This is a genomic window from Psychrobacter sp. Sarcosine-3u-12 (assembly GCF_002836005.1).
GTDB lineage: Bacteria > Pseudomonadota > Gammaproteobacteria > Pseudomonadales > Moraxellaceae > Psychrobacter > Psychrobacter okhotskensis.
On record NZ_PJBY01000106.1, the window covers coordinates 20705 to 42585 of the forward strand.

The window sequence follows — 21881 nt, forward strand, 5'->3', positions numbered from 1 at the left end:
GTACAAACTTTATTAATTATATGGTTTTATACTGATGGTTCAAATTCTCTATATTTTTTAAGCGATCCATTATGGTAGCAAATCCCACCGAGCTGATTACCTCAGATAAGAATACGACGGTCAAGCTGGTAAAGGCACTATTGGCGCAGGCACGCCAGCGTAAAAAACAAGGTCAGACTGTCATTGAAGGGATTCATCTCATTGATGCGGCTCTGCGTAGTGACTACCCGTTTACCCAAATTTTGCTAGCCGAATCTGCCCATAATAACTCTGAGGTTCAGCAGGTTTTAACTCGTCTGCCGACTTATACGCCTATCTTAACGTTATCAGACTCGCTATATGAGAGTATTCGTAGCTTGGGTACGGGTATCGACATCATGGCGCTTATCAATATACCAATCCATGGCTTAACGATAATTAATGATGATTGCCTGATCCTTAATGATGTCCAGGATAGTGGTAATGTTGGTACTTTACTACGCACTGCAGCAGCAGTTGGCATCAAGAACATACTCTGTACCGATGCCACAGCACAAGCATGGTCTCCTAAGACGCTAAGAGCAGGTATGGGTGCGCAGTTTGCCCTAACTATCTATGAAGGTCTCAGCGTGCAAGATATATTAGATTATGTCCAAGTACCCCTATTAGCAACCAGCTCACATACCGATACAGTAATTTACCAACATGACTTAAAAGAACCAATCGCTTGGATTCTGGGTCATGAGGGACAAGGCGTTTGTGATGAACTGATGCAGTGTGCCACCCCTATTGCTCTACCACAGCCAAACGGTCAAGAAAGCCTAAACGTAGCGATTGCAGGTTCGTTATGTCTATATGAAACCTTGCGTCAAAGAAATTACGCTTAGCTTTGGTTTATAACTGCAAATAAAAACCTTTCTGTAAAGTACAAAAAAACCCACTATCATTTAATAGTGGGTTTTTTATTATTTGTCTACTACTGATATAGTCCAAGAAATCTAAAACGGATACAAGGCAGCCGACTGCAAATTGTACAAGTCGTACATCTAAGGAGGGTAACGCCGTAGCCGTTTAGCAGTTCTGTGACTATATATTAAACCTTGCTAGTTAACTCAGGTAGCGCTTCAAACAAATCCGCTTCTAGGAAGTAATCAGCAACGCTCGCGATAGGTGCTTCTGGGTCATTGTTGATAGCAACGATAACTTTAGAATCTTTCATACCCGCTAAATGCTGAATCGCGCCTGAGATACCTGCTGCGATATATAAGTCTGGTGCAACAATTTTACCTGTTTGACCAACCTGCATATCGTTTGGTACATAGCCTGCATCTACTGCAGCACGTGATGCACCAACAGCAGCGCCCAATTTGTCAGCCAATGGTTCAATATATTTAGTGAAGTTCTCACCATTTGCTAATGCACGACCACCAGATACAACGATACTTGCTGACGTTAACTCTGGACGATCCGATTTGGCCATCTCTTCATTAACGAAGCTTGCTTTACCAGTCTCTTGTACATTGTCGATAGTCTCAACAGCTGCTGATCCACCTTCACTCGCCACTGGATCAAATGCAGTAGTACGTACAGTCAACACTACTTTGTCTTCTGAAGTTTTAACTGTTGCCGTCGCGTTACCTGCATAGATAGGACGCTCAAACGTTTGAGCATCTACGACAGCAGAAACTTCTGACAACATGCTAACATCAAGTAATGCTGCAACACGTGGCATAAAGTTCTTACCAGTCGTTGTTGCTGGTGCGATGATATGGCTGTAGTCTTTAGCGACATCCGCAACGAGCAACGCAACGTTACCCGCCAATTGATGCTCATAAGCTGCGTTGTCTGCTAGCAATACTTTAGATACGCCTTCAGCTTTAGCGGCTTCATCAGCAACTGCTTGTGCACCACTACCAGCGACCAATACATGGACATCACTACCCATTTGTTTAGCAGCAGCGATAGTGTTTAAAGTTGCCTTTTTTAGACTGGCATTGTCATGTTCTGCATATACCAAAATTGCCATTGTTTTTATCCTTTATTTGTTCGTATCATCTATTCATGTGGTCATCTGTTCATAAAATTATGCATACGCTTAGCTTTTAAATACGTGAGCCGCGTTATGATAGTTTTACGCAGAATACGCTATAACAAAGTACTAGATTACTTTTGCTTCGTTTCTTAGCTTATCGACCAATTCATCAACTGACTTCACTGTAATACCAGCTTTACGTTCAGCAGGTGGCACAACTTTAATAATTTCTTGCTTAGAAGCCATATCAACACCAAAATCAGCTGGCGTTTTTTCATCAAGTGGCTTTTTCTTCGCTTTCATGATGTTAGGCAGTTTGGCATAACGTGGCTCATTCAAGCGCAAATCAGTCGTAATCACCGCTGGCAAGTCAAGTGCAAGCGTTTGTAAACCACCATCGATTTCACGTGTGACGTTGACTTTATCGCCTTCAACTTTCACTTCTGAGGCAAACGTACCCTGACCAATACCCATCAATGCGGCTAGCATCTGACCAGTTTGGTTGTTGTCGTCATCAATCGCTTGCTTACCCAATAGGATAATATCTGTAGATTCAGACTCAGCAATGCTTTTCAGAATCTTAGCGATTTGCAGTGGATAAGGCTTGGCGTCAGTCAATACTAAAACACCACGATCAGCACCCAATGCTAGCGCTGCACGGATTTGCTCTTGTGACTCTTTTGGACCAATAGACGCAACAATGATTTCGTCAATCACACCCGCTTCTTTTAGACGAACGGCTTCTTCTACTGCAATTTCATCAAAAGGGTTGATTGACATCTTGGTGTTAGATAGATCCACGCCAGAGTTATCAGCTTTTACACGAACTTTTACGTTATAATCAATGACACGCTTGACCGCTACTAATGCTTTCATACGTTCCTCGTTTATTAATGTTATGAATTAAAAAATTGTCAGTTAAGAACCAAAGGTTCATCTTTTAAACTGTGGTTCAAATCGTCGTTCAAAATGCTACTCAAGGTTGTTACTAGCTTAACAGCAAATTCTTAGTTAGAAACACCAAACCGATATCAAAAATGTATTAGTCTGTTATTTCTTACTTACAAACCTGTTAAAGCTAAGCCAACCGTTATTATCAGACCTATCTATCTTGCGCGAGCAGCGCCTTAAGGTCAAGGAAGTGCCGTGAATAATGCGTCATAAATTTGTCACTATTGTTTAAAAAATAGTTTATAGACCTATTATTTCACGGTTTTATCCTAATAAGGTGCTTAACCTTTTGCCCTTTATAGCATTATCAACGCCTTATTTATTTAACGTTTTGTTATTATTACTCACGTTAAAGCTTTTTACGTCCAAAATATCTTATGAAAGGCTGTTATCAGGCTTAATTAATAAATGACTGTCACGAATATCATCAAACAGCGACCAGTCAGGAGGGGTGTTATCATTTTTAATGACACTCATGTCCCCTGTTGTTTCCATAATTACTGCAAAGACTTCGCTCTTAGATTTGAGTCCATTTTTGCGTAGTACTTCTTGCACATCACTGGTGCTCAGGTTTGCTTCTTTTAAATTATCCGAAAAATATTCCCCATGCGCCATTAATATGATGGCCTGATTGTCAATCAAGGATTTCAACGGTTTGACTTTACGTCTGATAATTGAGATAACCCCTTGAATCACAAATAGCACAGCAACGGCGAACAAGCCTTGTAACAAAGACGGACTATCAGACAATACTGTTGAGGCCAGTATGCTACCAATACCAACTGTCATGGCAAAATCATGGCTCGAGAGCTTAGAAAAACTTCGTAGCCCCATTAATCGTGTAAATAGCATTAAGCCTAAATAAAACCCAAGCGCTGATAATGAAATACCCAGCACTTGCTGCCACTCAATCGAAAACCATGTCTGCCACTTCATAGACCACTCTCTTGCTTACATTTTTATTACGTCAATACATTACATTATCTGGAATCATCGACTGCTTAAACTGCTAATATTTAACGACTATTAGGGTCTGTTGAACATTCAAATGTGGCACTGGCAGTGGCTATTTTTTAGACAATACGCAGTGAAATTTTTGACGCCTAGTCATTCTAGGTTAGATAATTTCGCCATGTATTGGCAAAAAATAGCCCTGCCCTGAAAGGCTGATACTAAAATCACCCCAAACGTTGTTGTAAACCTAGCTAAGGTCTCGACATTATCGTCGGTTTACGCCTAGTTTGGGACGATTTTAGCAATCAGCAGTCCTAATATTTGAATGTTCAACAGACACTATTTGCGATGTGAAATAAATGGTATAAAAAAAGCAACCTGATGAGAGGTTGCTTTTTTTTAAAGTCTAAACAGTATTTTTATTTTTTTAACAAACAAAGAAATCTGTACATCTTATTAAGATTAACATTGCCGAGAATACTGTTAACAGTGATACTCAACAGCCGTTAAAATTAGATGGCTTCGATTTGCTCAGCTTGTGGGCCTTTTTTGCCATCACCTAAGATGAAAGATACTTTTTGGCCTTCAGCTAGGGTTTTGAAACCACCACCTTGGATAGCGCTGTAGTGAGCGAATACGTCTTGTCCGCCATTGTCTTGAGCGATAAAACCAAAACCTTTAGCTTCATTAAACCACTTTACAGTGCCTTCAACTTTATCTGACATAAATTTTCCTGACTCTTTAACTGTTGGCGAGACGTGTGTCATCACCGATTAATTGATATATACTCTAGATCTTTTGCTGAATGCGGCGGCTCAAACTCATAATATATCAAGAAGATAGCTTATGTTTTTTGCCTCAAATCCATTGAGTACAGCTTGATTATAACAGTTTTTTTTGACTGCAACATATTAAATTACAGAGTTTTGTAAACAATATAAGAAGCCTTTAATCACCATTTAGCACCGTACTTTAATGGCTCGTTATCTCTTCTAGACCCTGTTTATTACTTTCAATTTCAATATTCTTTTGACATCTATTTAATAATAAAAATTAAGTCTCCCTATCTTTTGCGCACATTTATTGGGTCAAGGGTAGCCAAGGCGAGGTTAGCACCAGTAAGCAAAGGGCAAAAAATATTAAAGAAAACGATTGGCTATACGCGATATATTTAGTTGGTATGACCAAATCTTTGGGTGAGTCTGGGATACCTTTACGCTTTAACAATTTGGTGCCGTAAACCCAACCAAACACCGTATAAATCCCGTATGCGGCAGGCACTGCAACCGCCAAAGGCGTTAGATCGATCACATATAACATTACCACAGAGATAAAAAACCATGAAGTGTCTAGCAGTGAGCTGATTTGAAAAAACTTAGATTGTGGCAGCTTGCCATCGGTGCCTTTGAGCATCTCACCTTCGATCCAAATCAAAACAGCCACGACAGCACTAAGAGTAATATACACGAATTGCGGCGTTAGCCAGTCTGGAAAAGATATTTGCACAACATACAACCTGTAATCTATGGAAAAAATAAGAAGAGAAATAGTCACCGACATAGTCAGGTAACTGAACCGACGCTTGCATACATTGGGTGTGGGTTACTGGTTTTCAACCGCTATAATGAGTGAAAGGTAATATCGAACCATCACGCACTGCTGATAGCAATAAAAACCCCGTGCTATCACTTGATAACACGGGGTCTGTTAAGACTTATTAAGCCTTACCATCATAAGTATTGACTTAGTTTTTGTCTTTATCGATGATTTTGTTGCCGCCAATCCAAGGCATCATGCCGCGCAATTTAGCACCAGTCACTTCGATTTGATGCTCAGCGTTGTTACGACGACGAGCCGTCATTGATGGATAGTTGGTTGCGCCTTCACTGATGAACATTTTTGCGTATTCGCCAGATTGGATGCGTTTTAGCGCATTACGCATAGCTTCACGTGATTGCTCATTGATGACTTCAGGACCAGTCACATATTCGCCATATTCAGCGTTGTTACTGATTGAGTAGTTCATGTCAGCGATACCGCCTTCATACATGAGGTCTACGATAAGCTTAAGCTCGTGCAAACACTCAAAGTAAGCCATTTCTGGCGCATAGCCCGCTTCTGTTAGCGTTTCAAAACCCATTTTTACTAGCTCAACAGCACCACCACAAAGAACGGCCTGCTCGCCAAATAGATCGGTTTCAGTTTCATCTTTGAACGTGGTTTCGATGATACCTGAACGACCACCACCAACACCAGCTGCGTAAGACAAAGCTAATTGCTTGGCTTGACCTGAAGCATCTTGATAGATAGCGATCAAATCTGGAATACCGCCGCCTTTGGTGAATTCGTTACGAACGGTGTGACCAGGTGCTTTAGGCGCAACCATGATAACGTTAAGATCGCTGCGAGGAACGACTTGGTTATAATGAATCGCGAAACCATGAGCAAAAGCTAACGTAGCCCCTTCTTTGATGTTAGGCTCAATCTCGTTGTTATAAAGCTCTTTTTGGAACTCATCAGGGGTCAAAATCATAACCACGTCAGCAGCTTTAACTGCATCAGCCACTTCAGCAACTTTTAGACCAGCGTTTTCCGCCTTTTTCCATGAGCTTGAGTTCGCGCGTAGACCAACAGTCACATCGACGTCTGAATCTTGTAGGTTAAGTGCGTGTGCATGGCCTTGTGAACCGTAACCAATAATCGCAACTTTTTTGCCTTGGATAATCGATAGATCGCAATCTTTATCATAATAAACGTTCATAAATAGAGTCCTTTTCCTCAATCATGGCGTGCCATGGATAGTAAACGCTTATGCAGTAGCCATTATCGTAAAATGGTCACTAACATAAGCGTTATGTTAATGGTAGATAGATTATAACTAAAATGATTTTGATTAACTATTCAGTTGCTCAGCCACTAAGCGTATTAAATACTCAGTGTTTTTTCTCCACGTGCAATACCAATCACACCCGAACGTACCACTTCTAAGACACGTTCTCGGCCGATAGTATCGATAAAACCATCCAGCTTAGCCGTATCGCCAACGATCTGAATCGTATAGAGATTGGCATTGACGTCAACAATTTGTGCACGGAAAATATCTGCGCTGCGTTTGATCTCTTCACGTACGCTACCCGTTGCGCGAACTTTGACTAGCATTAACTCACGCTCAACGTGAACGGTGTCTGATAGATTAAGCACTTTAACCACTTCAATCAATTTATGCAATTGCTTGGTGATCTGCTCAATTCTTTCAGGGGAAGTAATGGTGGTTAACGTCAGACGCGAAATACTCGGATCTTCCGTTGGGGCGACGTTTAAGGTTTCGATATTATAGCCACGTTGTGAGAACAAGCCGACTAACCGCGACAACGAACCCGCTTCGTTTTCCATCAATACGGAAATCAGATGTTGTTGTTGCATTAGGTACGCTCCCCTTTGGTTAACCACATATCACGCATTGTCTGTCCAGCGATTTGCATTGGATATACATGCTCATTACGATCGACATAAACGTCAATAAATACCAGCTTGTCTTTCATTGCCATGGCTTCTGCAATCTGTGCTTCCATGGTGGCAGGATCAGTAATCTTGATACCAACATGACCATAACTTTCAGCTAGCTTGACAAAGTCTGGTAATGAATTCATATAAGATGACGCATGACGACCCTCATACAGCATGTCTTGCCACTGTTTCACCATACCCAACTGCGCGTTATTTAGGTTCAAGATTTTGACCGGTAGATTGTACTGTAAGCACGTCGATAGCTCTTGGATATTCATCTGAATAGAGCCTTCGCCAGTAATACAAACCACATCGCGATCTGGATTGGCAAGTTTGGCTGCCATCGCATACGGTAAGCCAACACCCATCGTACCTAAACCACCCGAATTGAGCCATTGACCCGGCTCTAAATAGGTGTAGTAAAGCGCGGCAAACATCTGATGCTGACCAACGTCACTGGTGATAATAGCGTTGCTGTTGGTCACTTTATCTAGCGCTTGTACGACGCTTTGTGGCTTGATGCCATTGTCAGTGCTGGTGTCATAACGCAGACCATGACGCTTACGCCATTCATTAATCTGTGCCCACCAGTCTAGTAAGGCATGCTGCTCCAACTCTTTATCTTCGCCGATAATTTCCAACATATCTGTAAGTACTGATTTTACGTCACCAACGATAGGAATATGGGCAAAAATAGTCTTGGAGATAGAAGCTGGATCGATATCGATATGAATGATGGTCGCATTCGGGCAGAATTTTTTGACATTATTAGTGACACGGTCATCAAAACGCGCACCCACTGCCAAAATAACATCTGCATGATGCATGCTCATGTTGGCCTCATAAGTACCATGCATACCAAGCATGCCCAAGAACTGACGATCAGAGCCAGGGAATGTTCCCAAACCCATTAGCGTATTGGTCACTGGCAAGTTTAGACGATGTGCAAGTTCGGTCAGCTCTTTGTGGGCTTTACTCCAAATCACGCCACCGCCAGCATAGATAACAGGACGCTGCGCTGATAATAAGGTCTCAACCGCTTTTTTAATTTGGCCGCCATGCCCTTTCACTGAAGGCTGGTACGAACGTATAAACACCTCATCTGGGTACTCGTAGGCATATTTTTCGCTAGGCGCGGTCATATCTTTTGGTACGTCAATGACGACAGGACCTGGACGACCAGACTGCGCAATAAAAAAGGCTTTTTTGACAATCATTGGGATTTCGCTAGCATGGCGTACTTGAAAGCTATGCTTCACGATAGGACGAGAGACCCCGATCATATCGGTTTCTTGGAACGCATCTTCACCGATTAAACTGCTTGGCACCTGACCTGAAATCACGACCATCGGCACTGAGTCCATGAAGGCGGTGGCAATAGCGGTTACTGTATTGGTAGCACCAGGACCTGACGTGGCCAGCACGACACCTGTGTTGCCGGTCACTCGCGAATAAGCATCAGCCATATGGCCAGCTGCTTGCTCATGACGCACTAAAATATGTTCGATGTTGTCTTGCTGAAACAACGCGTCATAAATGTGCAGCACTGCGCCGCCTGGATAGCCAAAAATATATTTGACACCCTCATCCGTCAGCGATTGCACCAGCATCTCAGCACCAGATAGCATCACAGGCTGCTTGCTACCTTCGGCAAGACGTTGTTGCTTTTCTTCAAAATTTTTGGCGGCATTACCTGTTTGGGTATGTCCCGTCATATTCGGACTTTGCGTGGTTTGCGTCACTGTCATCACCTTTTTTTGCGGCGAGAATTTGCGTTATTTTATAAAAGAAAACAACCACGTTTGGGCGTTATTTTAAGTCTTATAAAAATGATTGCCAATCCTTGTCCATATCAAGAATGTGTGCCCACTATATTTAAGTAATTGCATTGTACAACGCAAGAGAATACTCAAACATAGCAATGTATTTGGGGTCAGTTTTGTGACAGGAGTTTATCGATATACTATGACAAGATGCGAGTGCATCTATAAAAGAGGCTTATTACTTATGAGCGATAGTGTTTATAAAAGAGGCGCTGCTATAGCTAAAGTCATGAAATAATTCTAATAGCCAATACTATTTCATAAGATCATCCGATCTTATAATAAGCTAATAAAAAATATCATAACCGAATATTGTCTTGCATTTAATGCAAGCAATACAACCGCAAAAATCCACACTTAGCGTATTTCAAATAATAAGTTTATCTTAGTCATTGTAGACAGATAAGTCCGGAGACAACATATACAGTTATTAATAATAATCGCTATGATCATCATTTTTGCCATATCATTATCACAAAGAAAATAAAACGACGTAAGCTACCGATAAGTAACCCGTAGTTCTCATTCTCAAGTGCCACGGCAATATCATAAAAGCCGCTCACTGACCAATCAACTGCTATTATATTCAATGGTTTGAGTCCTATTGTCAAGAAAAACTTCTAAAACCCACCCCTAACTATTAGTTATTAAATAATGTACATTCATAAGCATTATTTGCTAAAATCAAACGCTACTGTATTCATATTGTTATTTATCAATGTAAATACTACCCTTAAATAAATGTCTACCTTCATTTTTTACCCCTTAAGAGGATTGCTACTATGGCATACACGTCTACCATACATACCCCTGCCAAGCTGCTTATCAGTATCAGTACTGTGTGTATGATAATGCTGTCAATGAATGCCAGTCATGCTATCCAAGTGTATAAATCGATTGGTACGCATGGCGAAGTGAAGTACAGCCAGCACTCGCCGCAAGATGGCAGAAATATTGAAGTCATCGAGTTTCGTAGTGACGGTAGACAGAATAATGCAGGACAGTTAGCAGGAAAGACAGAGGCTAACCAAAACACGCCTACTCAAAGTGCAGAAGAACAGCGGGTGGCCCAACTAGAAGCACGTATCAAGGATCAAGAAGCGCAAGCCAATGCGCAGCGTTGCCAATCACTACGCAATAACTTGACCAATCTAAATGTTGGCGGCCGTATTTATGAGATGGACAGTAATGGCAAACGTCAATATTTAGATGGTCGTGAAATCGAGCTTAAGCGTGAGCGTGTACAGCAGGCCATCACCCAGTACTGTAATGGCTCTACGACCTAATCTTGATGTAATACGGCATACTGCTCTACTTAATTTTGATTGGTAATCAGTTGCATCACATGACGAATGGCTGCTGGCATATCTTGCGCTTGTAGCCCGCGCTGTCCAATCAGTAGCGTGTTATTATCTTGGCGATAGCCAATATCCTTGACCAAGATGTCTCCTGCTAGCCCGTGTAGCAGAACTGCTTGATGCAAGCAGCGCCCTTCGTCTTCTATATCTTGTTGTGCCAACAACCCAGCAATCACCCCTGACAATACATCGCCCATGCCAGCGCTTGCCATACCTGCATTACCCAAGCCGCAAACATAAACATGCGCTTGCGAACCCTTCTGCTCTAATATGCTTTGCTCCAGTACCAATGAACCTGCGCCCTTTAGCACCCAATCACCGCCATAAGTGTTAGCACATTGTTTTATAGCTGATAATCGATCATCTTCTACAATACTAACTTTCTTATCAAGCAATCTAGCCGCTTCACCACTATGCGGCGTCAAACAAACCTGATGATCTATACTGTGTTGCCGCAATTGAGCGATGAGCTCGTGTTCCTGACCTTCCATCTGCAATGAAGCAAGATGATAAAGACCGTCCGCATCAATGACCAGTGACTTTTTCTCTGCTATAGCAGCCTGAACATAGCTGATGAATAATGCTTGTGCCTTCTCATCACGTCCCAGCCCCATACCAATGGTTACGACGCTAGCTTCCTTAATTAATTTCCTCACCCCTTCTTTATCATGCAAATCGATTGTCATTGCATCTGGTAATGATGTTAATAGGGCGCCATGAAAGGCGTCGTGACAAGCCACAGTAATTTTGCCCGCACCGGTCGCCATGACACTGCTAGCAGATAGAATGGCTGCGCCGCCCATACCTTGTGAGCCATTAATTCGATTACCACCAATGACCAAGACGTGACCATAGCTACCTTTGTAGCTGTTCTGTCGACGAGTATTCAAAGCATGAGCCACAGTTACCAGTGTGGCGGCTGAGTTGCTGAGCTGAGTCGGTATTAACGGTATATCAATCACTTTTCCGCTATAGTCCATACCATCTTTGGTATGTAAGCCAAATTTACGAGCAATCAAACACAACGTTACGTCAGCATGTATAGCAATACGCTCAAATACTTGACCAGTAGAAGCCACTAAGCCACTCGGGATATCAACGGCAATTGCTAAAGCATCATTTAGTTGCGTTATCTTGTTAAAGGCGCTAATAGCCTGCTCATAAACACCTTCAGGTGCACGGTCAAGTCCAATACCAAACAATGCATCGATATAAATATCAGCTGGCCAGTCCGTTTCTCTTATCTCACTTTGACTGGCCCTACTATCCTCAAAGCGTTGGTAAGGCACCTTGGCAGATAGGGCTATTTGTTGCGCTTGCTTAGCATCAGATACAACGTCGTGCTTGTCTGCTTTGTTAAAGGCATTCATTAGATTGTCTGTTTCCAGATCATCGGCAGTATAACCGACTGTGAGGAGTTGTACTTGCCAGCCTGCCTGTTGCAGATAGTAGGCAATAAGCCAACCATCACCGCCATTGTTGCCCTTTCCTACCCAGATACTCGCTCGTTGCTGACAACTATTACGTCGATAAACTTTATGATCAGCTGAGGCACGAGCTTGGAGATATTTTTGCTCATAGAGCCGCTCGATATGCTGCGCCATTTGCCAAGCTGCTTGCTTCATCAGTCCTAAGCTATCATAACCCTCTGCAAACCAAGCTTGCTCCATAGCGTAGACCTGCTCGCTGCTATAGAGCGCTATCGGTCTGGTTGTGTCTGCTAAGAATACTTTAGATTGAGCTTTCATAATGTCCTCTATTATTTTTATTGGTGTTTGATCATATTAAAACTTGCTGGTTACTCGCTTATCTCAGCTTAGCAAAAGCTCACTTTGACGTATGTATCAATATGAAATGTGAGTTTATTTGCTTTTATGCTTGCGCTCTTAGCTCACTGGCTTATCATATCGGTATTCACTCTATCACCTGCTATCACACATGAATAATCCTTCTAAAGCAAACTTGCCTATCTCTTCAACTCAGCAGATATCAGCTCAGCCTAACCCTGCGCCCGAAAAAAAAATTAATGTGAATAATAGCCCAACGTTTGCCACTACCGCAGAGGTAAAGCAATGGATTAAGGCCCAAGCACAGTCTTTAGGATTTGCCGACTGTGGCTTCTTATCCGTACATCATCCTTTATTTACTCAACAAATTGAACAATTGCAACGGTGGCTGGATAAAGGTTATGAAGGCCAATTGCAGTTTATGCATAACAATCACCACCTACGTGCGCATCCTGCCCAACTGGTAGAAGGGGCAAAAACCATCATCAGCGTGCGTATGGATTATCTCACTCAGACACCCACTCCGCGGGCAGTCACTGATAACGATCATCCCAACCAAGGTATCATTGCGCGCTATGCCAGAGGTCGCGATTACCATAAAACCATGCGCAGCCGCTTAAAGCAATTGGCTTTAAAGATAGAAGCGATGCTTGCCGAATGGCAGCATCTGGATATTGGGGCTGACTCGGAATTTATTTTTAGACCTTTTAGTGACTCTGCCCCTATCTTTGAGCGTCCTATTGCAGATGCAGCAGGGCTTGGCTGGACGGGCAAGCATACGCTACTGCTAAACAAACAAGCGGGCTCGTTCTTTGTGCTGGGTGAGTTGTTTATGAGTCTTGAGCTGCCAGATGATGAGCCAGTAAAAGAGCACTGCGGCAGTTGCAGCGCCTGTATTGACATCTGTCCAACCCAAGCGATTGTCGCCCCCTATGAGCTCAATGCTTCTGCCTGTATCTCTTATTTAACGATTGAGCATGATGGGGTGATTGATACCAAATATCGACGCGCAATTGGCAACCGTGTCTTTGGCTGTGATGACTGTCAGCTTATTTGTCCGTGGAATCGCTACGCCAACCTTACAACCGTAGAAGACTTCACACCACGGCATCAGCTTGATAACAGCAGTTTGCTTGAGCTATGGCAATGGCAAGAAGCAGAGTTTATGAAAAAAACTGAAGGCAGTCCCCTCAGGCGTACAGGCTATGTGAACTTTTTGCGCAATATCGCCATTGGACTTGGCAATGCTAACCCCAGTATAGAAATCGTCACTCACCTACGATCGAAGTTAGGCTTGCATAACGACATGCTGGATGAACATATTGATTGGGCACTTAGCGAACAAACTGAGAAATTGAATACTAGAGCGTGTCCTTAATTCAATAGATAAACCTCTAAATGGGCTAAATTTGCTCATGCTAGACACAAAAATGCCTCTTTAATAAGAGGCATTTTTATGTCTATTAAATATGCTAATGCTAATTAAACTTAAGCATTATGGATTAGGAGCTTTAACTGCATCATTACGGCTTAGGAATACGCAATACTTGACCAGGATAGATTTTGTCTGGGTCAGAAAGCATAGGCTTATTGGCTTCAAAGATTTTTGTATAATCACCCGCTGAACCATAAACTTCTTTAGCAATTTTAGAGAGGCTGTCACCAGATTTTACGGTATACATCGTAGATTCAGGGGCATCCTCTTCGATATCGATATTATCAATCACTTTAGCGACGTTCTGAACGTTACCAATAGCGATAATGGCTTTTTCACGGTCAGCCTGAGTTTTAGCATTACCACTGATTTCGGCAGTATCCGTCGAACCATTATATTTAATTTTTAGGTTACTAATATTGAGATTCTGCTGCTGAATGCGACGCAGCAAAATGTTGGCAACCGATTGCGCTGAAGGCTCGCCACTGGCGACTGGTGTACTAGCATCTGCTTTGGTTTCTGATTTAGCATCATGCTTGTCATCATCACGGTTAAAAATCTTATCACCGATGTCTTTTGCAAAACTAAACATACCCATATAATTGCTCCTTGAAGTATTTTTATTCATTATTAATCATTATTATTTTAACGATAATTTTTTAATTATTACCATCATTTGCTATTGCTAGCGTTCTAAGTATAGCAAAGATGTTCCATTTGAATAGTAAGAGTATGTTGAGTAATGTTAAATGAGCCAAGCTTATGTTAATGGTATATTGGCTTTGTTATACTAAATGACAGCCATAAAAAAACCGCCTATCTATCAAGATAAACGGTATTGTAAAACTTGCTAAGTGAATAGCGAATTATAGCTGGGCTTGTACGTAATCGATTGCTTTTTGGACTGTTGTCAATTCAGCTGAATCTTCGTCAGGAATAGTGATGCCAAAATCGCTTTCGAATGACATAACCAACTCAACGAGATCCAATGAATCAGCGCCTAAATCTTCCATAAACGAAGCATCGTTATTGATGTCTTCAACGTTCATACCCAGTTGCTCAGCTACTGCCGCTTTTACTCTTAGCTCGGTATCATTACTCATATAGATTACTCCTTTATCATCTATTATTTTTAATAAACTGCGCTAGCGTGATAATTAAACGCTAGCGCCTAGTATATAAAATGGAATTTGCCAGATCAGCATTGCCGTCTGAGTACTCTATGACACGTTATACGTTCTGTCTAATGTCTAGTAAAGCCCTGCTATCATACAGGGCTTTGACGTAAAAGTATTCGTCATTATAACACCCTTTATTATAGTTTACACTCGTTCACACAGTTTTTTATTATAAGTATGTAACGCAGTTTAGCAAACTACATATACATGCCGCCGTTGACAGGAATAACCGCACCAGTGATATAGCTGGCTTCGTCACTGGCTAAGAAATGTACAGCAGCTGCGATGTCTTCTGGCTGACCGAGACGGCTAATTGGCACTGCGTCTAACATCGAGTTTAGTAGGCGCTCATCCAACTCATCAGTCATATCGGTCTCAATCAAACCGGGCGCCACACAGTTGATCGTGACTTGGCGTGAGCCAATCTCACGTGCCAGCGTACGGCTAAAACCTTCGACGCCCGCTTTAGTAGCAGCATAGTTAGATTGACCCGCATTACCCATCTGTGCGACCACAGAGGTGATATTAATAATACGACCACGGCGCGCTTTCATCATACCGCGTACCGCACGTTTACTCATGCGATAAACTGATGTCAAATTGGTATCAATCACATTTTCCCAATCTTCATCTTTCATACGCATTAACAAACCATCTTGGGTAATACCAGCATTATTGACCAATACTTGCACTGCACCATAGACGCTTTCGATCTCTTCAAATAGCTTATCAACCTGTGCGGTATCACGCACATCTAACACACGGCCAATACCACCACTATCATGTAGATAACCGTCAATGAGTTCAGCGCCTTTTTCAGTGGTCGCTGTGCCAATGACAAAATGTCCTTCTTTTGCAAAACGTTTGGCGACGGCCTTGCCAATACCACGACTGGCACCAGTCACTAGAGTGATCGTACGGCTCATGATAATACCTCCATTAATTTATCAAGACGGGCGGGTTTGTCAGTAGGATAGCTGGTAATCGGTTGCGCTTGACGCTTGGCCAAATTACTCAGTACATTACCGCTGCCACACTCGATTAAAATATTAATTTGTTTATCAGCCAGCTCTTGCATGGTTTTCGACCACAGTACTGGCTCACTTAGCTGCTCGGTTAATGCCTGCTTGATACCCACGGCACTGCTTTCAACGCGCGCATGACGGTTTTGAATGACCGGAATCGTCGCTTGATCAAACTTAATGGCAGCTAAAGCTTCCGCTAAGGCACTACTCGCTGGTTCCATCAATGCACAATGCGATGGCACGCTTACTTTTAGCGGAATGGCTTTTTTGCCAGTATTTTGTACTTTATCAATAACAGCCGTAACGCCTGCCGCATTTCCTGAAACCACAACCTGTCCTGGGCTATTGAAATTTGCCGCGCCAACAACCGCCCCATCAACATGCTCGGTTGCCTGCTCACACAAGTTTTCCACGCGATGATCTTCTAGTCCCAACACTGCTGCCATCGCTGTATCGATACCTACTACGGCCTCTTGCATTAGTTGACCACGCGTATGTACCAATTTCACCGCATCAGCAAGCGATATCACTCCAGCGGCACAAAGGGCGCTGTACTCACCTAAAGAATGACCCGCCAGATAGCAAGGCGCTTTTTTGAATTTTGGTTGTAGAATGCGCCAAATAGCAATACTAGCTGTCAATAAGGCTGGCTGAGTATATTGCGTTTGGTTGAGCTTTTCTTCATCCTGACAAATTGCCCATAAGTCTTCACCAAGCGCAGCACTAGCTTCAGCGAAAGTATCACGAATCTCTGGATAAATTTCAGCAAGCTCGCTGGTCATCCCGAGGGCTTGTGAGCCTTGTCCGGGGAAAAGTATCGCAATGCGGGCTGGCTGTTTTTTTATCATATCGGGTACAGAGGCCATAACCAATATTCCTTATGTAATTGGAAACATCCCTAAAGAAAATGGGGAGTATTGTAGAATTAGAGGCAGTCTAGAGTTATATTTTTGATTGGAGCACTCAGACAGCTCAATATAAGTAAACTATACACTGACCACTACTATTATCATAGCTGATGGAAAAATGAGGCGTTGAAGTAAGATATCTTTTGGCGTTTAACTTTCGATAGTTTTTAGGCATACCAATTTATAAAAACCACTTATAAAAACGACAGGATAAAAATTTAATAGCAAAAAGCCAAGTTATCCCAACACCTAATAAAGGGTAGCGGAATAACTTGGCTTTCGTTAGCTCAAAATGTATTGCCTAATAATAGCAGTGCAAAAAATCGTAGAGTGCCATCAGCACTATCGTATCGTTGCATCACTGATTAAATAGTCAATCAATTAAGCGTCTTGACTGACCTTGAACAGCTGACGGCCACGGTAAAAACCATCTTTAGTCATGTGATGACGACGATGTTTTTCACCAGTGGTAGCATCTACGCTCAGCTCAGCCACTTCCATACGATGGTGTGAACGGCGCATGTCACGACGAGAACGGCTTTTACGACTTTTTTGAACAGCCATGATATAGCTCCTATACTTAAAAGGGATAAGCTTAAAATTCAGCTTTAGTCGATACTGACAGAGGCTATATAATCACAACAACCTAAGTCTTACGCATCATTAGTTAAATAGATTGCCACGTGCATTAAAATGCTAACTACGTCTAAAATCTATAGTCAATTTGTCTAGTCAGTTTTTATCTGCAAGTAACGTGTTGCTAGAATGCAATAAACGGGACATTATACGCATGTTTCATCGATTAATAAAGCCCTGCTTGCCACTCTTCTGCACAAAGCCGATAAAAGGTGTCCTAAATCCGCTAAATGCAGAACTTTACACTTATAGTTTGCCTTTTAACGACGCTAAAGCAGCAAAAGGATTCTCATTTTCTTCCTCTTCTGGTATTTCACCAAACTGCTCAACAGTCATTTCACAGTCATCATGCTTCGGCGCCATGGGTGTTTTAAGCAATATCTCATCTTCAATCAGTTTCTTTAAAGGCAATAAACGCTCAGGCGATTGCTCAGTGACCACTTCATCAAGCAATAGATAATCTTGCTCTTCGTTGATTAGACGCACTTGGCTCTCATCATCGAGTAGAGCGATATCATAATCATCGGTCAAATTAATATCTACCGGCTGCAAGCAGCGCTGACAAGTCAGCCATACATCACCTGCCAATTGAAATGCTAAGTGTAAGACATTGCTACGACGATATAGATTGATACTAAGCTGAATGTTTGCCTGTTCATGCTCGGTCGTCAATATTGCGGAAAGACGCTCAAAAGTAGCAGGGGCTACCTCCCCTTCCCATTCAAAGCCAGTGTCTTCCCATTTATTGAGGGAGATGTGTTCGGGCATGCTGGTCGATATCGGCGTTTGTATATTGTCAGCGTTAACCACTGACGGTTTACTATCTAGGGTGCTTGACATACGCGGCCTCATTCATCAAAAACGGTGTATAATATTGCCTGCCATACTAACGGAAAGCACCGAATAGCGCTAGCGCTAGTATGTTAAGATTTTTGGTACTAATTTTAGTGCTAGGGCATGTCTTCATTTCAGAAATGGTGGTAAAAATGAGATAAATTGCCGTCAAACAAGAAAAATAGCACAGATAATATCAGGACATTAACCAGCTATTTGACGATGTTTGGCAAGATTTAGCCATTTTTAACCCATTTAAATGACTATCGAGTGAATTGAAGACACGCTTTAGTTCTCAGTTTACGTCTATCTTTATATTGCCTATTACTCGCTTACATCTATAGAGCCCTAGTACTCTCTTTTGTCTTATTTGGTCACCCTTTTATTTATGATATCGCCTGCTACTAATCCTAATTTTTCTGAATTATGGTCGTCTATTGACAAAGATCTTCTGCTCCAGTGTCTGATGAATTTAGAAGATGAAGCGTTAAAATCCTGTTGTAGTACGTCAAAAACTAGCATACCCAATGATAAGACAAACGAAAACCTAAAAGAGTTGGCAGTGCAATGGCAAAATATCTCTAAGAGAGTTGACTCTACAGAAGATAGCGAACAAGCAGCGACTAGCTGGCTTATTGATCTATTTAATACCTTATTTGCCGAACAGCAAGTGATATTAGCTCGCGGTGATGGTGAACCAGAATACTTCCCTGCTCAAGACCAGCAGCCAGCACGAATTGAATTCGCGCATGGATTTTTTGCCAGTGCGCTGCATGAAATGAGCCATTGGTGTGTCGCTGGTAAAGAACGTAGAGGCTTAAGCGACTTTGGCTACTGGTATGCACCTGATGGACGTACGGCCGCTCAGCAGCAAGCGTTTGAGCGTGTAGAGATTAAACCACAAGCCCTTGAATGCTTATTCACTCTTGTCTGTGGCCGCCGCTTTCAAGTCTCTCAAGATAATTTGTTTGCCGACTTCGATACCAGCGGTAGCACTTTTGCTCGGGACGTTTATCTACAAGTTGAAGCTTATATTACTGACCCTCATACACTACCGCGGGATGCTAAAACTTTACTGTGCATATTACTGCAAGTTTGTAACGATAAATCAACCAGTACCTAGCCACTATAAATTTCTATACCTTCCCTTACGGGCATAATTCTAATCCGTTAACGATTTCCTACCCATCGTAACGCCTTGCCAATAAACTTATATGGGCTTTAGGCTATACTGTTAGATAAAGAGTTTCTATTTCAGTCTCAACAGTATGTTAAGTTGATAAAATTTTAATTTATTACTAAAGATATTTTAATAAAAATAATTGATCGACCATTCTAAAAGCCTATAACTCATAATTATAAAATAAGGAATTGTTATGCAAGTACTCTATATCCATCCAGAAAATCCGCAGCCACGTCTTATTGAGCAAGCCGCTGACTTATTGCGTAAGGATCAGTTGATTATCTATCCAACCGATACCAGCTATGCTTTTGGGTGTCGTCTAGGTGCCAAAGATGCGCTAGAAAAGCTCAAGCAAATACGCGCGCTTGATGAAAAGCATCAATTTACCTTGCTATGTCGTGACCTAAGTGAGATTGCCAATTACGCTGCTGTAGACAATGTACAATTCAAACAGCTCAAGGCACACACCCCTGCCCCTATCACATTCATTTTAAATGCCACCAAAGATGTGCCGAAGAAGTTAGCACACGCGAAGAAAAAAACCATTGGTATCCGCGTACCGAGCAACCCTATCGCTCAAGCGCTTTTAGAAGCCATGGATGAGCCTATTTTAACCAGCTCATTAATATTACCGAATCGTGATGACATACTTGATGATCCATTCGAGATAGAAGATTTGTTAGGCAACCAAATAGATGGTCTCATTAATGCTGGTATCAAAACGACCAAACTTACCACTATCGTTGATATGACTAGCGGCAAACCTGAAGTTATCAGACAAGGCGCTGCCAACGTCGATTCATTACTGCTCTAATAAATGAATAATGTGATTAACCAAATTTAAGACATAAAAAAAAGCTCCAATTAATTGGAGCTTTTTTTATCTTACGAGTAGCGTATAAAATTAGTCGCGATCAACCAATTCTACATAAGCCATTGGCGCATTATCACCATCACGGTGACCGCATTTTACGATACGCAAATAACCACCTGGACGCGCTTGGTAACGAGGACCTAACGTGCCAAATAATTTGCCTACCATAGCTTTGCTACGCATACGGCTAAACGCTAAACGACGATTAGCAACGCTGTCTTCTTTAGCCATAGTGATTAATGGCTCGGCAACGCGACGTAACTCTTTTGCTTTTGGTAAAGTTGTTTTGATCAGTTCATGCTCAAATAATGAGTTGGTCATGTTCTGAAACATTGCCTTACGATGACTGCCGGTACGACCCAGCTTGACTCCACTCTTACGATGGCGCATAGTCAAAAATCCTTAAAGTTTAACGGCTACGATAAGAAAAGCGATCATCAACACGTAAATCAGCTGGTGGCCAGTTATCTAGGCGCATACCAAGCTCCAAATCTTTAGACGCTAACACGTCCTTGATTTCCGTTAATGATTTCTTACCAAGATTTGGGGTTTTAAGTAGTTCAGTCTCTGAACGCTGTACCAAATCACCGATATAGTAAATGTTTTCAGCTTTCAAGCAGTTGGCTGAGCGAACCGTTAGTTCAAGATCGTCCACAGGGCGTAATAGCACCGGATCAACCTCTTCTTTTTCTTTCACAGGCTCAGGCGCTTCTTCAGCTTCTAGGTCAACAAAGATAGAAATCTGTTGTTGTAAAATAGTGGCTGCTTTACGAATTGCTTCTTCTGGATCTATAGTGCCATTAGTTTCAAGCTCAATGATAAGACGATCAAGATCAGTACGTTGTTCTACACGTGCGTTCTCAACCTGATAAGCAACACGAAGCACAGGACTAAAACTTGCATCAAGCTTTAAACGTCCAATTGCTTTCGTATCACCATCTTCACGGCGCTGGTTTGCTGGCTCATATCCACGACCCATTACTACACGCAAACGCATCTTAAGATGACCACGGTCGCTTAATGTACCTAATACCAATTCTGGATTGATAATATCTACATTATGCGGTAACGCGATGTCTGCGGCAGTAATAGTGCCTGGACCTTGTTTATCCAAGGTCAAAAATACTTCATTTTGGTCATGAAGCGTGATGGCCAAGCCTTTTAAGTTCAAAAGCAGGTCAAGCACGTCTTCTTGCAATCCTTCAAGCGTTGAGTATTCATGGTCAACACCATCAATCTCAGCTTCAATGACTGCAGCACCAGGTAATGAAGATAACAAGATGCGACGTAAGGCATTACCTAGGGTATGCCCAAAGCCGCGTTCTAACGGTTCGAGCGTGACTTTCGCAATCGTTTCGTTAACCGTGTCCACGTTAATGGCATTCGGCGTTAGAAACTCAGTTGCATTTAGCATCAT

Annotated in this window: 23 protein-coding genes; 5 read left to right on the forward strand and 18 right to left on the reverse strand. The window is 42.1% G+C overall.

Features of this window, described 5'->3' with window-relative positions; genetic code table 11:
- Positions 1–71: 71 nt before the first annotated feature.
- On the forward strand, positions 72–866 hold the full coding sequence (locus CXF65_RS10995; protein ID WP_101212083.1) for a TrmH family RNA methyltransferase: 795 nt from the start codon (positions 72–74) through the stop codon (positions 864–866).
- A gap of 206 nt (positions 867–1072) precedes the next feature.
- On the opposite strand, the gene CXF65_RS11000 is transcribed toward CXF65_RS10995, so the two are convergent.
- The 9 genes from CXF65_RS11000 to CXF65_RS14960 all read right to left on the reverse strand — a co-directional run bounded on the left by CXF65_RS11000 (position 1073) and on the right by CXF65_RS14960 (position 9836).
- Entirely contained in the window at positions 1073–2005 is a 933-nt protein-coding gene (locus CXF65_RS11000) for an electron transfer flavoprotein subunit alpha/FixB family protein (protein WP_101212084.1), read from the reverse strand.
- Between the two features lie 132 nt (positions 2006–2137).
- Positions 2138–2887 carry an electron transfer flavoprotein subunit beta/FixA family protein gene (locus CXF65_RS11005; RefSeq protein WP_010196801.1) on the reverse strand — a complete coding sequence of 250 codons (750 nt, stop codon included), beginning with the start codon at positions 2885–2887 and terminating at the stop codon, positions 2138–2140.
- A gap of 450 nt (positions 2888–3337) precedes the next feature.
- Positions 3338–3898, reverse strand: a complete 561-nt coding sequence (locus CXF65_RS11010; protein WP_025652211.1) for a DUF421 domain-containing protein — start codon at positions 3896–3898, stop codon at positions 3338–3340.
- A gap of 530 nt (positions 3899–4428) precedes the next feature.
- Entirely contained in the window at positions 4429–4641 is a 213-nt protein-coding gene (locus CXF65_RS11015; RefSeq protein ID WP_010196799.1) for a cold-shock protein, read from the reverse strand.
- A 355-nt stretch (positions 4642–4996) separates the two neighbouring features.
- Positions 4997–5422 (reverse strand): hypothetical protein, encoded by a 426-nt coding sequence (locus CXF65_RS11020; RefSeq protein WP_101212103.1) that lies wholly within the window; start codon positions 5420–5422, stop codon positions 4997–4999.
- Positions 5423–5660: 238 nt separating this feature from the next.
- Positions 5661–6677 carry a ketol-acid reductoisomerase gene (ilvC, locus tag CXF65_RS11025; RefSeq protein ID WP_010196778.1) on the reverse strand — a complete coding sequence of 339 codons (1017 nt, stop codon included), beginning with the start codon at positions 6675–6677 and terminating at the stop codon, positions 5661–5663.
- A 164-nt stretch (positions 6678–6841) separates the two neighbouring features.
- Entirely contained in the window at positions 6842–7339 is a 498-nt protein-coding gene (gene ilvN / locus CXF65_RS11030) for an acetolactate synthase small subunit (protein WP_025652207.1), read from the reverse strand.
- Positions 7339–9051, reverse strand: coding sequence for an acetolactate synthase 3 large subunit (locus CXF65_RS11035; RefSeq protein WP_198552003.1), 1713 nt, complete (start codon positions 9049–9051; stop codon positions 7339–7341). The genes ilvN and CXF65_RS11035 overlap by 1 nt, the downstream gene beginning before the upstream one ends.
- 647 nt (positions 9052–9698) lie before the next feature.
- Entirely contained in the window at positions 9699–9836 is a 138-nt protein-coding gene (locus CXF65_RS14960) for a hypothetical protein (RefSeq protein WP_157824073.1), read from the reverse strand.
- Positions 9837–10028: 192 nt separating this feature from the next.
- Here CXF65_RS14960 and CXF65_RS11040 point away from each other — a divergent pair, with 192 nt between their 5' ends.
- Positions 10029–10532 (forward strand): DUF4124 domain-containing protein, encoded by a 504-nt coding sequence (locus tag CXF65_RS11040; protein WP_101212086.1) that lies wholly within the window; start codon positions 10029–10031, stop codon positions 10530–10532.
- Between the two features lie 29 nt (positions 10533–10561).
- On the opposite strand, the gene CXF65_RS11045 is transcribed toward CXF65_RS11040, so the two are convergent.
- The gene (locus tag CXF65_RS11045; protein WP_101212087.1) at positions 10562–12352 is read right to left on the reverse strand and encodes an NAD(P)H-hydrate dehydratase; all 1791 of its coding nucleotides are present in this window, start codon (positions 12350–12352) and stop codon (positions 10562–10564) included.
- A 190-nt stretch (positions 12353–12542) separates the two neighbouring features.
- Here CXF65_RS11045 and queG point away from each other — a divergent pair, with 190 nt between their 5' ends.
- Positions 12543–13769 (forward strand): tRNA epoxyqueuosine(34) reductase QueG, encoded by a 1227-nt coding sequence (gene queG / locus CXF65_RS11050; RefSeq protein ID WP_101212088.1) that lies wholly within the window; start codon positions 12543–12545, stop codon positions 13767–13769.
- A 145-nt stretch (positions 13770–13914) separates the two neighbouring features.
- On the opposite strand, the gene lysM is transcribed toward queG, so the two are convergent.
- From lysM to CXF65_RS11080, 6 genes are all read right to left on the reverse strand, one after another.
- The gene (gene lysM / locus CXF65_RS11055; RefSeq protein ID WP_025652202.1) at positions 13915–14424 is read right to left on the reverse strand and encodes a peptidoglycan-binding protein LysM; all 510 of its coding nucleotides are present in this window, start codon (positions 14422–14424) and stop codon (positions 13915–13917) included.
- A 268-nt stretch (positions 14425–14692) separates the two neighbouring features.
- Entirely contained in the window at positions 14693–14929 is a 237-nt protein-coding gene (gene acpP / locus CXF65_RS11060) for an acyl carrier protein (protein WP_025652201.1), read from the reverse strand.
- A gap of 272 nt (positions 14930–15201) precedes the next feature.
- Complete coding sequence (gene fabG, locus CXF65_RS11065; protein WP_240990841.1) at positions 15202–15936, reverse strand: 3-oxoacyl-ACP reductase FabG; 735 nt, start codon at positions 15934–15936, stop codon at positions 15202–15204.
- Positions 15927–16895 (reverse strand): ACP S-malonyltransferase, encoded by a 969-nt coding sequence (gene fabD, locus CXF65_RS11070; protein ID WP_025652199.1) that lies wholly within the window; start codon positions 16893–16895, stop codon positions 15927–15929. Before fabD ends, fabG begins: the two co-directional genes overlap by 10 nt.
- 423 nt (positions 16896–17318) lie before the next feature.
- A complete protein-coding gene (rpmF, locus tag CXF65_RS11075; protein ID WP_010196743.1) occupies positions 17319–17501 on the reverse strand; it encodes a 50S ribosomal protein L32 in 183 nt (60 codons plus the stop codon).
- Between the two features lie 318 nt (positions 17502–17819).
- Positions 17820–18413 (reverse strand): YceD family protein, encoded by a 594-nt coding sequence (locus CXF65_RS11080; protein WP_101212089.1) that lies wholly within the window; start codon positions 18411–18413, stop codon positions 17820–17822.
- A gap of 382 nt (positions 18414–18795) precedes the next feature.
- On the opposite strand from CXF65_RS11080, the gene CXF65_RS11085 reads away from it, so the two are divergent.
- Together CXF65_RS11085 and CXF65_RS11090 are read left to right on the forward strand one after the other, a co-directional pair.
- Positions 18796–19530: an elongation factor P hydroxylase gene (locus CXF65_RS11085; protein ID WP_101212090.1), complete on the forward strand. Its 735-nt coding sequence runs from the start codon at positions 18796–18798 to the stop codon at positions 19528–19530.
- Between the two features lie 253 nt (positions 19531–19783).
- The gene (locus CXF65_RS11090) at positions 19784–20404 is read left to right on the forward strand and encodes an L-threonylcarbamoyladenylate synthase (RefSeq protein ID WP_025652196.1); all 621 of its coding nucleotides are present in this window, start codon (positions 19784–19786) and stop codon (positions 20402–20404) included.
- Between the two features lie 90 nt (positions 20405–20494).
- Here the strand turns inward: CXF65_RS11090 and rplQ are convergent, their stop codons facing one another.
- Together rplQ and CXF65_RS11100 are read right to left on the reverse strand one after the other, a co-directional pair.
- Positions 20495–20854 (reverse strand): 50S ribosomal protein L17, encoded by a 360-nt coding sequence (gene rplQ, locus CXF65_RS11095; protein ID WP_025652195.1) that lies wholly within the window; start codon positions 20852–20854, stop codon positions 20495–20497.
- Positions 20855–20873: 19 nt separating this feature from the next.
- Positions 20874–21881 (reverse strand): DNA-directed RNA polymerase subunit alpha, encoded by a 1008-nt coding sequence (locus CXF65_RS11100; protein ID WP_021813386.1) that lies wholly within the window; start codon positions 21879–21881, stop codon positions 20874–20876.

Coding starts and splice junctions, on each gene's coding strand:
- CXF65_RS10995 (WP_101212083.1), top strand. CDS start 72: ATGGTAGCAAATCCCACCGAGCTGATTACCTCAGATAAGAATACGACG.
- CXF65_RS11000 (WP_101212084.1), bottom strand. CDS start 2,005: ATGGCAATTTTGGTATATGCAGAACATGACAATGCCAGTCTAAAAAAG.
- CXF65_RS11005 (WP_010196801.1), bottom strand. CDS start 2,887: ATGAAAGCATTAGTAGCGGTCAAGCGTGTCATTGATTATAACGTAAAA.
- CXF65_RS11010 (WP_025652211.1), bottom strand. CDS start 3,898: ATGAAGTGGCAGACATGGTTTTCGATTGAGTGGCAGCAAGTGCTGGGT.
- CXF65_RS11015 (WP_010196799.1), bottom strand. CDS start 4,641: ATGTCAGATAAAGTTGAAGGCACTGTAAAGTGGTTTAATGAAGCTAAA.
- ilvC (WP_010196778.1), bottom strand. CDS start 6,677: ATGAACGTTTATTATGATAAAGATTGCGATCTATCGATTATCCAAGGC.
- ilvN (WP_025652207.1), bottom strand. CDS start 7,339: ATGCAACAACAACATCTGATTTCCGTATTGATGGAAAACGAAGCGGGT.
- CXF65_RS11035 (WP_198552003.1), bottom strand. CDS start 9,051: ATGCTATCTGGTGCTGAGATGCTGGTGCAATCGCTGACGGATGAGGGT.
- CXF65_RS11040 (WP_101212086.1), top strand. CDS start 10,029: ATGGCATACACGTCTACCATACATACCCCTGCCAAGCTGCTTATCAGT.
- CXF65_RS11045 (WP_101212087.1), bottom strand. CDS start 12,352: ATGAAAGCTCAATCTAAAGTATTCTTAGCAGACACAACCAGACCGATA.
- queG (WP_101212088.1), top strand. CDS start 12,543: ATGAATAATCCTTCTAAAGCAAACTTGCCTATCTCTTCAACTCAGCAG.
- lysM (WP_025652202.1), bottom strand. CDS start 14,424: ATGGGTATGTTTAGTTTTGCAAAAGACATCGGTGATAAGATTTTTAAC.
- acpP (WP_025652201.1), bottom strand. CDS start 14,929: ATGAGTAATGATACCGAGCTAAGAGTAAAAGCGGCAGTAGCTGAGCAA.
- fabD (WP_025652199.1), bottom strand. CDS start 16,895: ATGGCCTCTGTACCCGATATGATAAAAAAACAGCCAGCCCGCATTGCG.
- rpmF (WP_010196743.1), bottom strand. CDS start 17,501: ATGGCTGTTCAAAAAAGTCGTAAAAGCCGTTCTCGTCGTGACATGCGC.
- CXF65_RS11080 (WP_101212089.1), bottom strand. CDS start 18,413: ATGTCAAGCACCCTAGATAGTAAACCGTCAGTGGTTAACGCTGACAAT.
- CXF65_RS11085 (WP_101212090.1), top strand. CDS start 18,796: ATGATATCGCCTGCTACTAATCCTAATTTTTCTGAATTATGGTCGTCT.
- CXF65_RS11090 (WP_025652196.1), top strand. CDS start 19,784: ATGCAAGTACTCTATATCCATCCAGAAAATCCGCAGCCACGTCTTATT.
- rplQ (WP_025652195.1), bottom strand. CDS start 20,854: ATGCGCCATCGTAAGAGTGGAGTCAAGCTGGGTCGTACCGGCAGTCAT.
- CXF65_RS11100 (WP_021813386.1), bottom strand. CDS start 21,881: ATGATGCTAAATGCAACTGAGTTTCTAACGCCGAATGCCATTAACGTG.